Here is a 14,761-nt window from a genome sequence, read left to right as displayed (position 1 = left end):
GATTAGGAGCACATCCGCCCGTAAGTATCGTCAAATCTCACGATATCATCCTCCCCCAAATAACTTCCCGATTGGATTTCAATAATCTCAAGCGGTACTTTTCCGGGATTAGAAAGTCGGTGAATGTGGCCCACTGGGATATAAGTCGATTCGTTCTCCCCCAAGAGAAAGACCTTGTCCCCATTGGTGACCTGAGCCGTCCCCTTAACAACCACCCAGTGTTCGGCGCGGTGGTGGTGCATTTGCAGACTGAGGCTTGCACCAGGATTGACCACGATGCGTTTGACTTGGAACCGCTCACCGCTGTCGATACTGTCGTACCAACCCCAAGGCCGATGTACTTTCCGGTGGGTGTCCGCCAAAGCGCGTTTGTGCGCTTTGAGGTGAGCCACGACATGTTTGACGCTCTGGGTCTGTGACTTGTCGGCAACAAGTACGGCGTCGGGAGTTTCAATCACCACGATATTCTTCAAGCCAACGCCTGCAACCAGACGGCTGCTCGTCATTACTAGTGACCCAGTCGAATCGGTTAACACTGCGTCGCCGACTACGGCATTGCCATTGGCGTCATGGCCCAGGACTTCCCACAAGGCATCCCAGGCGCCAAGGTCAGACCACCCGGCCTGCAGCGGTACGACACACGCAGGAATATCCAGGTCTGGGCGTTTCGGCAGACGCTCCATGACGGCGTAGTCAATGGAATCCGACGGGCAAGCCGAGAAGGCGCTCACCTCAGGCCGTACAAAATCCAGATCGCACTTCGCCTCCGCCATCGCACGGGTGCACGCCTGGAGGATCTCCGGATTGCAAGCGCCCAACGCTTTCAGCCAGACACTTGCACGCACCATGAAGAGCCCGCTGTTCCACAGATACTCTCCTGAGTCGATGTACCTTTGGGCGGTATCACCATCAGGCTTCTCCGCAAAATTGGCGACACGGTAAGTCCCGGGCTCATACTCTGTGCCCCGCTGAATGTATCCATAACCCGTCTCGGGCCTGTCCGCCACGATGCCAAACGTGACCATGGCACCTTGCGCAGCTATCCCCAAAGCTCGAAGGATTGCAGCGTGCAGGGCGGGCCGATCAGTGAACACATGATCCGCAGGCATGGCCAGCAGTATCGGGTCACCCCCGTCACGACAAGCTTGCAAGGCTGCGAGGGTAAGGGCAGGGGCCGTGTTCCGCCCCGAAGGCTCCAGGACGATGCTTGCGCTGTCTATTTTGGCGGCAACCAGCTGACTAGCGGCGAGAAAACGGTGCTCGACGTTGCATACGAGCACAGGCGGTGTCAGCGAAACGCATTCTGGCAGTCCGTGCAGACGCAACACGGTGTCCTGGAGCAAGGTGAACTCACCGTTAAAAGCCAGAAACTGTTTCGGATAGGTTTCACGCGACAAAGGCCACAGCCGGGTGCCGGAACCTCCACACAAGACGACAGGAACCAGTGTGTGCTTCATGAAAAGGGACAAAAAAGGAGCGCTTCAGTGTTCGCTGCGGCCCTAACCGCTTGGAAACTGACCCGTTCAAAATTGGGGGAGCCATGGCGGCAGACTCTGCGCCGCACGCGTAGAAGAAGACTTGACACCGGTCTAGCGGTCCGGCACTTCTTTAACGCATTGTATCTTTGCCCCTATACGCGCCAGCCAAGGTTACATCGGGTTTCCTTCCCCCAGTCTGAAGGTTCGGCTGTCCGCTATGACCGAGCGGATCAATCCACAAGACCTCGTTGCGACGGGATATCGGCCACCAAAAAGTGTGCCGCTCTGCATTGTTTTTCAGACCCGTGTGGCCCCGGCAATCGCACAGCGCTCGACTCGACTGTAAAGCACACGACCTGCCCGTACGAAAACCGCGCTGTGGCCCTGCTGATCTGTGCCAACTGCTAAGTCAGGGCCGAACAACCATTGAAGCCCGCCCTCAAGGGGAGGCACACGCCGAGGTTCGCAGAGGCGTCCCTTGCAATTGAGCGTGCCACTATTGAATCTTCGCGCAAATCGCCAGCAGGGGGGATTGCGCACGGGTCTCGATGTAGCGTGGCCTGCCCCCAACTCCCGTCACGGCGCTCCTTCAACCAAACAGATATTCACTCTGAAATGGCATAAAGAACATCTTCACGATCACCCCAATTGTTGCAGGTGTTATTACCAAAAACAGATACGGTCTTGTCTTGTGCTTGCGCAGAAAGCAACAACGCGTATATCGTCTTTCCTTGCGCAGTAGCTAGATTGATAGCCCACTGATTGTTGTTTCCACAAGTAGGAGATCCCGTCTTGGTACCAGCAGTAAAGAAAAGAAAATTACTGGCATTAATAATCATCGTAGTGACTTTGCCAGAAGACGTTCCTGCCTGAACATTAAATGCAAGCAGTATGGCACAAGCGGCGAACGAAGCTTTTTTAACTATTTTCATATAAATCCCTCAGTCCAAAAGAAGTTGCAGTATCGGAGCAAGATTAATTGGTTTTTTGTGATATGACGCCGCCAATGTAACTCCACTATATTGACTATACCCGCGCAGCATCACATGGTACGTACCCGCAGCCGGTGTTGGGAACGTACAGCTCTCCTCGTTTCCTGGCAAATAGGGCCGGCAATCGTATGAAGTGGTCGTTGGTACCTGCCCGAACTTGACGAAGAGATCCACATCCCCAATTCCGCCACTTATCTGGACAATCAGGTTTTTGGCACCTGCTGGAATGGTTACAGTGCGGTAGAGAACAGAGCCCGCAGCCCCTGTCAGATTTGTCTCCAGAAGAGGCGTTGTGGCAGGGCCACCTGCGTTGTTTGACTTGAAGTTCGCGGTCACGGTGGTATTGGCATTGACCGTGAATGAGCAAGCGCCCGTCCCACTACAAGCACCTCCGCTCCATCCAACAAAAGCACTTCCGGCCGAGGGGCTTGCAGTCAGCGTCGCGATGGTGCCTGGGGTCAGTGATTCGCTACAGGTGCTACCGCAATTGAGCAGTCCCCCTGTACGGCTTACTGTGCCCGTCCCCGTGCCGATCTTGGCTACGGAAAGTACGCCTTGGGGAGTTGGAATGAACGTGGCGGTCACATTCCTTGCCGCACTCATGGTTACGGTGCAAGACCCAGTTCCTGAACAATCGCCACCCCACCCAGAGAAGGTGTACCCAGTTCCCACGACTGCAGACAGCGTGACTACAGTGCCCGCTGCGTAGCTTTCGTTGCAGTCCACGCCACAATTAATACCCGCTGGGGAGCTGGTTACCGTGCCCGTCCCCGTTTTGCTCACACTCAGGTCAAAGGTGCCCGAAGTATCCAGGGGCAGCTTTGTCTGCGCTTGATCTGACATCACAGTGGGAACCCGACCAGCATTCACTCCATAGGCGTGATTGGTTCCAAACGTCCATGCGATATTGCTCATCCCGCCACTGAGCAAATGGCAGTAGCTCATGATGGTCCCATTGCCCTGGCCGGCTCCACCGCCCGTAGTTGACGACAGGCCCGGTAAAAAGCCAAAACGACCTGCCCCCCCGAGGGCGATTCCACACTGCCCAGTGGAGTTGCCCGAATAGCAGCAATCAATCGCGCCACCGGTATTGGGAGTTGGTGCAATATAGGGATTATCGTAATCATGCGTATGGGAGCTACCAAACGCATGCCCGATTTCATGGGCAACTACAACCGAATCCCAAATGACTTGCGGATTTGACGGATTGAAATTTCCTTCGATATTTGCACTTACCCCGTAAGCGATCGCCTGGTTGGACAGGCTACCTACATAGGCAATGCCACCTCCAGAATTTTTACCACTTAGCAAGTGAACATGGTGCCGGGAAATAGATGCATTGGCCCCTGCGTTCCAAAAAGTCCGCAACTCATCGAGCATTGCACTTGTGGCAGTCTGGGTCCACGGGTCGGCCGATGTCGTTCTGATCACAATTTGCTTCAGATTGAAGCGGGTAGCCACTTCGGCCTGGTACCTACTGCCGACATAAGTAAGCAGGTCCGTGACGTATGTGAACGCAGCCGATTCAGAGCCAAAATTTTGATAGAACTCGTAGTCGCTATCGATAATTATGTCAGCACGCCGTGGGCTTCCCGCTTTCTCTTCACCCAGGATCTTTTGTGAATTCTCTCTGCCGGTTTTCAGTAGATTTTCAATGCCGAGCTTCCGCTGCCCAGGATCGGATTGAAGAAATTCCGGGCTTACTCCGCAAGAGAATTCTCTGTTGACAAAATCCTTTTGATGATCGACAAGGCGCGAAACAGCTCCCCCTGAGCCGCCGCCCCTTGCAGGCAATAATTCATTGACAACGGTTTCTTTTCCTCGGTGAATGATTGTCCTGATCTCGCCACTAGGGTTCACCGTGACGAAGGCGTAGCTATCAGAATTGCCCTCGAGTGCTCCCACGAAATGAGCACTGGCAGCAAGCGGAAATGCCCTAGAACCCTTTTCATCAACAACAATGAACTGCGTATCCCCGTTTATTACTTCCGAGCGACGCAATATGAGATTAACAACAGAAGGAAGTTCATCATTAATTTTGAGATTTTGAATATGAAGGGCTTCGCCAGGCTTGATACTCATGGCCGTAAGCGCTAGTTTTTCAGACGGTGCCTCTCCCGGCGTAAGCTCCAGAATCTGCTGGGCATGAGCCCCCACCAAATAGAAGGCAAACGCAGCAACTGCCAGAGATTTGGTGAATCGCCAACTCAATTTATCGAACATTGTTTTATTTTTCATAGTGATAAACGATCACCAAATTAATTTAGCACACCCATGGTCGCTCAACCCCAACACGTGAGGATTTGCACCCCAAAGACTGCAGCTCAAAAATCTAGCGCAAATGCGTAAGAACAGCAAGAGCATCTTCACTAGCCAGGCGCTCCTGAGATGCGGTCCAAATCAGGCAAAAAGGCAATTCCTATGTTCACGGAACAACGCCCATCCCGCAACATCTGCAAGCCACTTATCAGTGGCGTCCACCACACCCAGTCTGAGTGCGCCTGCGCCTCCCACCCCTTCCCGGCCCCAGGACCATCCAAAGCCCAACCCAGCTACGCTCGCGCCAAGACGCCAGACTCTCAGACGCGCAAAAAATGCACTGCCATGTGAACAGCATTTTTAATGCCAATAGATTTTAAATATAGTTTTAATGCATTCAGAAAATTCGCGCATTCAAATTCAGCTTACTTAGTAGCCTACTTTTTCAGGAATGGCTTTAACACAGACTGAAGTGTTTGCATCACGCGCCACGATCGCGATCCCACAATATCCCGGTAAACCTGCTGAAGTTGCATGTGACTTGCACCGAGATGCGCCAGCTGAGTGCGAAGCAAACCATTCTCCGCGTCAACCTCTGCGGCGCTCTCCTGCGCTACCCTCACGGCATTTTGATTCAGTTCTGACGCCCGCAAGTGCGCTACTTCCAGTTGCTCCAATTGAGAACGCAACATCCTGTTTTCAGTCTCAATTCTCTCGTTTTCGGATTTCAACGCTGAAATCTCTAATTGCGTGGCCTCATTTTTACCCCCGGATGGCTGGCCGTCGGGCGCATATTCCTGGGTGTCCTCGGCCCTTCGGCCAAACCCCTTCACTGAATAGGTTGACTGCGGGCTAGCACGCCACTCCTGAAGACGCTCCTTGAAGAGTTGGCACGCGTACTCATACAACTTTTGATCGTATTCAACCTGCCCGGCAATTATTTCCCTTGCTCGATTACTCACTTGATCGACTGAAATTCGAGATCTGTTTTCCATTTCAGGGCCGATTTTATAATCACTCAGATCTGGAATCATGCAACGCAAAAGTTCCAGCGACTCTGGAAAACTCTCAGTGATTCCAAAAAAATCCAAAGCTGCCAGATTCTTCTTGGCACTCTCAAGATGCTGCGCCAGATCATCACCGGAATAGGTAGAAAGATACATGGTTTGCTGATTACCCAATGCACCACCCACAATCACGGCATTATCTGAACACACAAACTCCTCCAGGGAGGCCCGCTGCGCAAAGACAAGCGCGTCACGCTCCACGGTATTTGCAACCTTATAATGAGGATCATCAGGTTGGAAGTTTTTCTCGTCGTGCCAAGATTTATATTGAGAAATAGTGCGCTTCAACGGATCACGAACAAAAGTTGCCAAAAACGCGCCCGGGCAGAATCGCAGGAGATCTTTATAGTAAAAGTGACCAAAAACAAATGGCGATGCCCCTTCATTTCGAAAATACATTTCAAGCGACTCCGGCTTGTCATTTCTGTCAAGTCCAGTAAAAGCCCGAGATTTCTCAAAACCTACGCCTTGAGACAAAATATAGTTTTCGAATGCGGTCCCGGAGCATTTCGGTATGTGCACGAACGCAAATGGAGTCTTAAAGCCGGATAGTTCGCCATGCTGATCGCCGTCCGCGGTACAGCGGATATCTGAGAATTTCATAACAAATATATCTATTCGAAGATTAGAGAATTCGAGACACGATCAGAACGGAAATGGACATCAAGATGATGGCGAGAGGGGAGCCATTCAACGCACCTCTTATGCACTTCTCAAAAGCTGGCCTAGCTATGCAACGGCGGATGGCGCAACACGCGCCCCAACCCCGCCGAATGAAGGCCCACAGACCAGCATGTGGAACCTCTCGACTGACAGCAAGGGCTCATGAATCAATGCAGGCAGGGGCCACTCACTATATCTTTGAACCCATCGTCCGCCAGATCGCAAACCCCCTCTGCAGCGCACCTGTGCAAGCAGCCACCGCACCGCCCACGAGGTTCCGAAATCTGTAGGGCATCTTGAAACCGCCACAAATGCCCGTATCATTAGCACTCACCGCAGACGAGTGCTAACACCGCCTCGGCTGCCGGAAGTTTGGTAGCGCCTGGGCCTCCAGGCGCTGAGTACGTCAGCTTTTTACTGAAAACAGGAGCATTGCAATGAACCTTCGCCCTCTGCACGATCGCGTGATCGTCAAGCGTATCGAAAGCGAAACCACGACGGCCTCCGGCATCGTGATCCCTGACAACGCCGCTGAAAAGCCCGATCAAGGTGAAGTGCTGGCCGTCGGCCCCGGCAAGAAGAACGACAAGGGCGACGTGATCGCCCTGAACGTGAAGGTCGGTGACCGCGTTCTGTTCGGCAAGTACTCGGGCCAGACTGTCAAGGTCAACGGCGATGAGCTGCTGGTCATGAAGGAAGACGATCTGTTCGCAGTTGTGGAGAAATAAAGCTACTGCGCAGGCGCCAGGCGTCGTTGCGCGGTGCTCGCAATCCTCACGTACAGGAAGTACGTTCCGGTTGCTGCACTCCGTGCGCCTAGCCTGACACCTGCTCGCTACGCTTTCTTTCCCCACAACCCGTTATCCGTTTAACGATTTTCAGAATTTAGGAGCCAAACATGGCAGCAAAAGACGTAGTTTTCGGCGGCGAAGCCCGCGCACGCATGGTTGAAGGCGTGAACATCCTGGCCAACGCGGTTAAGGTGACTCTGGGCCCCAAGGGTCGCAATGTGGTGCTGGAGCGCTCGTTCGGCGCCCCTACCGTGACCAAGGACGGTGTGTCCGTGGCCAAGGAAATCGAACTCAAGGACAAGCTGCAGAACATGGGCGCCCAGCTCGTGAAGGAAGTGGCCTCCAAGACCAGCGACAACGCTGGTGACGGCACCACCACCGCTACGGTGCTGGCACAAGCCATCGTTCGCGAAGGCTTCAAGTACGTGGCCGCCGGCATCAACCCGATGGACTTGAAGCGCGGTATCGACAAGGCTGTGACGGCCCTGGTTGCCGAGCTGAAGAAGGCTTCCAAGCCCACCACCACCTCCAAGGAAATCGCCCAAGTGGGTTCGATCTCCGCCAACTCCGACGAAACCATTGGCAAGCTGATCGCTGACGCCATGGACAAGGTTGGCAAGGAAGGCGTGATCACCGTGGAAGACGGCAAGTCGCTGGACAGCGAACTGGACGTCGTGGAAGGCATGCAGTTTGACCGCGGCTACCTGTCGCCCTACTTCATCAACAACCCAGAAAAGCAATCCGCGATTCTGGACAACCCCTTCGTGCTGCTGTTCGACAAGAAGATCAGCAACATCCGCGACCTGCTGCCTACGCTGGAGCAAGTTGCCAAGGCTGGCCGTCCCCTGCTGATCATTGCCGAAGAAGTCGAAGGCGAAGCCCTGGCTACGCTGGTGGTCAACACGATTCGCGGCATCCTGAAGGTTGTGGCTGTGAAGGCTCCAGGCTTTGGCGACCGTCGCAAGGCCATGCTGGAAGACATCGCCATCCTGACGGGCGGCAAGGTCATCGCTGAAGAAGTGGGCCTGACGCTCGAAAAGGTGACCCTGGCCGACCTGGGCCAAGCCAAGCGCATCGAAGTGGGCAAGGAAAACACCATCATCATCGACGGCGCCGGTGCTGCTGCTGACATCGAAGCCCGCGTCAAGCAAGTGCGCGTGCAGATCGAAGAAGCCACGTCCGACTACGACCGCGAAAAGCTGCAAGAGCGCGTGGCCAAGCTGGCTGGCGGTGTGGCCGTGATCAAGGTCGGCGCTGCCACCGAAGTCGAAATGAAGGAAAAGAAGGCCCGCGTGGAAGACGCACTGCACGCTACCCGTGCAGCTGTGGAAGAAGGCGTTGTGGCTGGCGGCGGCGTGGCTCTGCTGCGTGCCAAGCAAGCTGTGGGCGACTCGGTCAAGGGCGACAACGCTGACCAGGAAGCCGGTATCAAGCTGGTTCTGAAGGCCATCGAAGCGCCTCTGCGCGAAATCGTGAACAACGCTGGTGGCGAAGCCTCCGTCGTGGTGAACGCTGTGTTGGCCGGCAAGGGCAACTACGGCTTCAACGCCTCGAACGACACCTACGGCGACATGCTCGAACTGGGCATTCTGGACCCCACGAAGGTCACCCGTACGGCCCTGCAAAACGCTGCCTCCGTGGCATCGTTGCTGCTGACGACCGAAGCCATGGTTGCTGAAGCACCCAAGGACGAGGCCGGTGCTGGCGGCGGCATGCCCGACATGGGTGGCATGGGTGGCATGGGCGGCATGGGCATGTAATGGCCGGCCGCTCCGGGTGGAACCCAGGTTCTGCCCGGTAGCCCCAAAAAAAACCCCGCAGGTTGCAAAACCTGCGGGGTTTTTCCTTGCCGGGCCGACATCCACGGGTGAATGCCGCCGGAGCAGCAGATCGCCCCAACGGGTCGGTCAGAACCTGTAGGTCGCGCTCAGCACCACATTGCGCCGTGTCGCCCACCAGCAGTCACCACGCGCCAGACAGGTGCTCATGTACTTCTTGTCGGCCAGGTTGCTGATATTGAGCGCGTAGCGCCAGTCCTGGCTGTCGTAGGCCAGCAGCGCATCCACCACACCGGCCGCCGGAACCTTCGGCCCCGTGCCGTCGCGGAACGACGACAGCCAGCGGTACCCCGCACCGGCCGAGAAGCCGCGCACGCCGCCAATGGAGAACCGGTACACGCCCCACACGGCCGCCTGGTGGCGCGGCAGGTTTTCCAGCAGCGGATCGACGTCCGTGTAGTTGTAGTGGGCGGTCAGGTCAAACGCTGTGGCCACGCGCGCCTTGTATTCCAGCTCCAGGCCCTTGTTGCGGGTCTGGCCCACCTGCAGCGAGTTGTCGGGGTTGGTCGGGTCGGCCACCTTCTGGTTCTTTTCCTTGAGGTCGTACACCGCCGCCGTGAACTGGGTGGTGCCGCCTGAGGGGGCATATTTCACGCCCACCTCGATCTGTTCGCCCTCCAGCGGCTTGAAGCGCTGGCCCGAGGCGTTGGTGCCGCTCACAGGGCTGAAGGATTCGGCATAACTGATGTAGGGCGTCCAGCCGCCCCCCAACTGGTACATCACACCCAGGCGTTTGGTGGTGTCGCTGGTGCGGTCGTCGGACTGGCCCGCCAGGCTGTTCACAGCACGGTCGTGGCGCAGGCCGGCGATGAACATCCAGTTGCCCCACTTCATCTGGTCCTGCACATACAGGCCGCTTTGGCGCTGCACGTTCTCGGGCCGTGCGATGAGCGTCGGGTTCAGAACGTTGCCGTACACCGGGGCGTAGGCATCGATGGGCGTGTTGTACGCATCGTCGGCCTCGTTCTTGTTCTCGGTCTGCCGGTTCCAGTCCACACCCAGCAGCAGTTGGTGGCTGAGGGCGCCGGTGGTGAGGTTGCCCTGCAGATGGGTGTCCACCGCTGCCATGCGGGTGCGCGTGACGTTCTTGCCGTAGACGCGGTCAATCAGCCGCTGGTTGACAGGGTCTGCGCCCCAGCCACCCGGGATGGTGAAGAAATCGGCATAGTGGTAGCCACCGCGGTTCTCATTGCGTGCCAGGCGCAGGTTCTGGCGCACCGCCCATGCGTCGTTGAAGCGGTGCTCGAACAGGTAGCCGAGGGATTGCCGGTCGCTGTCGTAATAGTCGCCCGGCTCGCCGATAAAGCGGTTGATAGGAAGCTGGCCATTGGGGTTGGGCAACAGCGTGCCCGACCAGGGCAGGAACTGCGCCGTGGTGCCCGTGCGGTCCTGCTGCCAGTGGGCCTGCAGGACCAGCGAGGTGGCGGCATTGGGGCGCCAGGCCAGCGATGGCGCGATCAGTCGGCGGTCGTTCTGCACATAGTCCGTCTGCGTGTCCGCATCGCGCGCCACGGCCACCAAACGGTAGGACCATTCGCCGTCCTTCGTGAGCGGGCCGGTCAGGTCGGCCTGCAGCTGCTTGCGGCTCCAGCTGCCCAGCTGCACGCCCACTTCGCGCTGCGCTTCCTGCAACGGGCGCTTGCTGACCATGTTGACCACGCCCGCCACCGTGCCCGCGCCAAACAGCATGCCCGACGGGCCGCGCAGCACTTCAATGCGCTCGAGCGTGTAGGGTTCGGCGGGGGTGGTGCTGGTGTACCAGTTGTAGTTCTGGCGCAAACCATCCAGGTACGTGTCGGGGGAGCTGCCGCGCACCCGCACACTGTCGGCGCGGCTGTCCAGGCCATAGGCGTCGCTGCGCACCCCGGCGGCATACAGCAGCGCCTCTTGGAAGGTCGTCGCGCCCTGGTCCACGATCTGGTCGCGCGTGACCACGGTGACGGACTGGGGGGTTTCGGCCAGGGGCGTGTCGGTCTTGGTGGCCGTGGCCGCGTTGCGGGCACGGTAGCCTACCACCGGCGCGGTGGCCGATTCTTTCTCGGCGCTCGCGTCCACACGCACCTCGGACAAGGTGGCCCCCACGTCCTGGGCCTGGGCCGCGACCCAGGCGGGGACGCCTCCAAAAGCCAACGCAATACCCATGCAGACTGCGGTCCGCTGATGCTGGAGTTTCATGATTTTCAAGAATAGAAATAAGAATGATTACTATTCTAAAAATCAAACCACACAGGTGCGCGTTTCAGACAGAAGATGTCGTACAACAGCAACAATTTGTGCTCGGGTTGTAGTGAGATTGCTTCTATTTTTATAGCTGTTTGCGCTTATCAAGAAACCGTCAGAGCCACTTTTGACCAATATTCGCGCTGCACAAGGTTGCGGTACCTCTCTGGCACCCCGGAGCCCCCGCCACACCCCCACAAAAAAGCCCGCTGACCGTAAGACCAGCGGGCTTGGCGCGGGCGGACTCAGAGAGAGCCCGCAGCGGCGTCGCAAAGATCAGCCCTCGCTGGGCTGCACCCACCAGTAGATCAGCAGCAGCACGCCGATGCCGGTCAGCGTCAGCAGTTGCCACCAACCCGAGCGGCCAATGTCGTGCAGTCGGCGCGCGCCCACGGCGAATGCGGGCAGCAGCAGTGCAATGGAGACGATGCCGGAGACCACGTCACCCAGGAAGCTGGCGATCACCATGACGATGACCTGGAACAGGAAAAACCACCAGAACTCGGAGCGCACGGCGCGACCCGAGAAACCCGCGTACTGCCCCAGGCAGCTTTTGATAGCCGAAACAAAATCCATACTGAACTCCCTCTCTTTGAAACGTAAAGCCGTTGTGGCAGGGCCAAGCCCCGCGCCATGATAGGGGCGCGCAGGGCAGCAAGTCCACACGCCCAGTCACCCCACCGACTACGCCTCTCTCTGCAGGCAGACCAGGGAACAACGGATGCTTCTATTCTTATAGCTATCAGCGCTTACAGGAAAAGCGCTAGAGCCCTATTTCGCCTCAAATCCTGGAAAACTCACACGGCCTTGCGCAGCGCATGCGTCTCGCGCGCCAGCTGGGTGATGCGCGCCCAGTCGCCCGCACGCACGGCGTCGGCGGGCGTCAGCCACGAACCGCCCACGCAGCGCACATTGGGCAGCGCCAGGTAGTTGGGCGCAGTGGCCAGGCTGATGCCACCCGTGGGGCAAAAGCTGACCTGGCCAAACGGACTGGCCCAGGCCTTGAGCAAAGGGATGCCGCCCGCGGCCTCGGCCGGGAAGAGCTTGAGGAACGAGAACCCATCGGCCAGCGCGGCCATGATTTCGCTGGACGTGGCCACACCGGGCAGAAGCGGCAAATTCAGGCCCTTGCAGGCGCCGCCCACTTCGGAGGTGTAGCCAGGGCTCACCGCAAAACGTGCACCGGCCTCGCTCGCGCGGCGCGCATCGTCGGCGTTGAGCACCGTGCCCACGCCCACCACGGCCTCGGGCAAATTGCGCGCAATGGCTTCGATGGCGGGCAGGCCAGCAGCGGTGCGCAGTGTGACTTCCAGCACCTTCACGCCACCGGCCAGCAGCGCCTCGGCCAGGGGCAGCGCGTCTTCCACGCGGTCGATCACGATGACGGGGATGACGGGGCCATGGCTGGCGATGTCAATGGGATTCATGGAAATACTCCTTGATGTTGGATGCCGCACGCGGCGTATGACAGGGGCGCGGCCCATACCAGTGCACCCGTGGAACTGGCTTCGCCAGGCCACCGGGTGCGTCCCCCTCCCGCGCAGCGAGAGAGGGGGAAGGCGCGCAGCGACTCAGGGGGTGCATCCTGCTACAACCATGTGCAGGCTCCTTGTTCGGCACCGCCTGCGTGGCGGCGAAAGTTGGTGAAAAGCTCACGGCCAAAGCCGGTCGCGGGAGGGGCGGTGTAAGGCGCCACGGGGCGTGCCGCCCAGGTGGCTTCATCGACCAGCACATCCAGCGTGCCGGCAACGGCGTCCACCCGCACAATGTCGCCGTCCAGCACCTTGGCCAGCGGGCCACCGGCCAGCGCCTCGGGCGTGACGTGGATGGCGGCAGGCACCTTGCCCGATGCGCCGCTCATGCGGCCGTCGGTGACCAGCGCCACTTTGAAGCCTTGGTTCTGCAGCACGGCCAGCGGCGGGGTGAGCTTGTGCAGCTCGGGCATGCCATTGGCCTGCGGGCCCTGAAAGCGCACCACGGCCACCATGTCCTGCTGCACCTCGCCCGCAGCAAAGGCGGCGAGCAAAGCCTCTTGCGAATCGAACACGCGCGCAGGCGCTTCGATGATGTGGCGGTCTTCGGGCACGGCCGACACCTTGATCACCGCGCGACCCAGGCGCCCTTGCAGCAGGCGCAACCCGCCGGTGGGCGAGAACGGCCGGGTCACGGGGCGCAACACGGTTTCGTCACCCGACACCGCCGGGGCGCCCTGCCCGCCTGCGGCAATGCCGCCGGTGTTCACGCTCATCACATCGGGGTGCATGAAGCCGCCGGACAGCAGCTCGCGCAGGATCCACGCGGGGCCGCCTGCGGCCTGGAACTGGTTCACGTCGGCATCGCCATTGGGGTACACGCGGGCCAGCAGCGGCACGGCGGACGACAGTTCGTCAAAGTCCGACCAGTCGATCAAGATGCCCGCACTGCGCGCAATGGCCACCCAGTGGATCAAATGGTTGGTAGAGCCGCCCGTGGCCAGCAAAGCCACCATGGCGTTGACGATGCAGCGCTCGTCCACCACGCGCCCGATGGGCGTGAAGCGCGCACCGCGCTTGCCAATGTCGAGCACCGTGCGCACCGCCTTGCGCGTGAAGGCTTCGCGCTCTTCGGTGCCCGGCGGCGCAAAAGCCGCGCCGGGCACGTGCAGGCCCATGGCTTCCAGCAGCATCTGGTTGCTGTTGGCCGTGCCGTAGAACGTGCAGGTGCCGGGGCTGTGGTACGCGGCCGATTCGGCTTTCAGCAGCTCATCGCGCCCCACCAGCCCTTGCGCGTACTGTTCGCGCACCTTGGATTTGTCCTTGTTCGACAGGCCCGTGCCCATGGGGCCTGCGGGCACAAACACGCAAGGCAGGTGCCCGTAGTGCAGCGCACCGATCAAAAGGCCGGGCACGATCTTGTCGCACACGCCCAGCAGCAGCGCGCCATCGAACACGTCATGGGACAGCGCTACCGCAGTGGCCATGGCAATGGCATCGCGGGAGAACAGCGACAGCTCCATGCCGGGCGTGCCCTGCGTCACGCCGTCGCACATCGCAGGCACACCGCCTGCCACCTGCACCGTGGCGCCGTGCTGGGTGGCCTCATCGCGCAGCACGGTGGGGTAACTTTGGTAGGGCTGGTGGGCCGACAACATGTCGTTGTAGGCCGTGACCACGCCGATGTTGGGCGCCTTTTCGACCGTGACCTTGAACTTGTCAGCGCCGGGCAGCGCGGCATAGGCGTGGGCCAGATTGGCGCAGCCCATGCGGTCTTGTGCGGGCTTGCGGGCGATCATGGCGTCGATGCCTGCGAGGTAAGCGCCGCGGGTGTCTGCGCTGCGCTGGACAATGCGCTCGGTCACGCGCGCTACAACTGGGTGCATGGAAGTCTCCATCGGTGGGTGGCAGGACCCCGTGCATGGCGCCGGAGCCCGTTGTCTGAGGCCCTAGAATGTAACTCGATAACCACCCCACTTCA

General features: G+C 58.8%; 10 protein-coding genes. 2 read left to right on the top strand and 8 right to left on the bottom strand.

Annotation, left to right across the window (positions count from 1 at the left end):
- Positions 1-2: 2 nt before the first annotated feature.
- From ACT89O_RS04990 to ACT89O_RS04975, 4 genes are all read right to left on the bottom strand, one after another.
- On the bottom strand, positions 3-1,457 hold the full coding sequence (locus ACT89O_RS04990) for a mannose-1-phosphate guanylyltransferase/mannose-6-phosphate isomerase (protein ID WP_487262000.1): 1,455 nt from the start codon (positions 1,455-1,457) through the stop codon (positions 3-5).
- 626 nt (positions 1,458-2,083) lie between these two features.
- Complete coding sequence (locus tag ACT89O_RS04985; RefSeq protein ID WP_147433773.1) at positions 2,084-2,410, bottom strand: hypothetical protein; 327 nt, start codon at positions 2,408-2,410, stop codon at positions 2,084-2,086.
- Between the two features lie 9 nt (positions 2,411-2,419).
- Complete coding sequence (locus ACT89O_RS04980; RefSeq protein ID WP_487261999.1) at positions 2,420-4,708, bottom strand: M12 family metallo-peptidase; 2,289 nt, start codon at positions 4,706-4,708, stop codon at positions 2,420-2,422.
- Between the two features lie 458 nt (positions 4,709-5,166).
- Positions 5,167-6,399 carry a hypothetical protein gene (locus ACT89O_RS04975; RefSeq protein WP_487261998.1) on the bottom strand — a complete coding sequence of 411 codons (1,233 nt, stop codon included), beginning with the start codon at positions 6,397-6,399 and terminating at the stop codon, positions 5,167-5,169.
- Positions 6,400-6,896: 497 nt separating this feature from the next.
- Here ACT89O_RS04975 and ACT89O_RS04970 point away from each other — a divergent pair, with 497 nt between their 5' ends.
- Together ACT89O_RS04970 and groL are read left to right on the top strand one after the other, a co-directional pair.
- Complete coding sequence (locus ACT89O_RS04970) at positions 6,897-7,187, top strand: co-chaperone GroES (RefSeq protein WP_055395161.1); 291 nt, start codon at positions 6,897-6,899, stop codon at positions 7,185-7,187.
- A 170-nt stretch (positions 7,188-7,357) separates the two neighbouring features.
- A complete protein-coding gene (groL, locus tag ACT89O_RS04965) occupies positions 7,358-9,010 on the top strand; it encodes a chaperonin GroEL (RefSeq protein ID WP_055395159.1) in 1,653 nt (550 codons plus the stop codon).
- 147 nt (positions 9,011-9,157) lie between these two features.
- Here the strand turns inward: groL and ACT89O_RS04960 are convergent, their stop codons facing one another.
- The 4 genes from ACT89O_RS04960 to edd form a co-directional block, all read right to left on the bottom strand.
- Positions 9,158-11,263, bottom strand: a complete 2,106-nt coding sequence (locus tag ACT89O_RS04960; RefSeq protein ID WP_487261997.1) for a TonB-dependent siderophore receptor — start codon at positions 11,261-11,263, stop codon at positions 9,158-9,160.
- Positions 11,264-11,584: 321 nt separating this feature from the next.
- Entirely contained in the window at positions 11,585-11,884 is a 300-nt protein-coding gene (locus ACT89O_RS04955; protein ID WP_121507494.1) for a DUF805 domain-containing protein, read from the bottom strand.
- 221 nt (positions 11,885-12,105) lie between these two features.
- A complete protein-coding gene (eda, locus tag ACT89O_RS04950) occupies positions 12,106-12,735 on the bottom strand; it encodes a bifunctional 4-hydroxy-2-oxoglutarate aldolase/2-dehydro-3-deoxy-phosphogluconate aldolase (protein WP_121422374.1) in 630 nt (209 codons plus the stop codon).
- A 161-nt stretch (positions 12,736-12,896) separates the two neighbouring features.
- The gene (edd, locus tag ACT89O_RS04945; protein ID WP_487261996.1) at positions 12,897-14,666 is read right to left on the bottom strand and encodes a phosphogluconate dehydratase; all 1,770 of its coding nucleotides are present in this window, start codon (positions 14,664-14,666) and stop codon (positions 12,897-12,899) included.
- Positions 14,667-14,761: the final 95 nt, after the last annotated feature.

This window comes from Acidovorax sp. NN32, from assembly GCF_057597245.1.
Note: the sequence above shows the minus strand (reverse complement) of the source record. Positions and strands in the feature narration are given on the sequence as shown.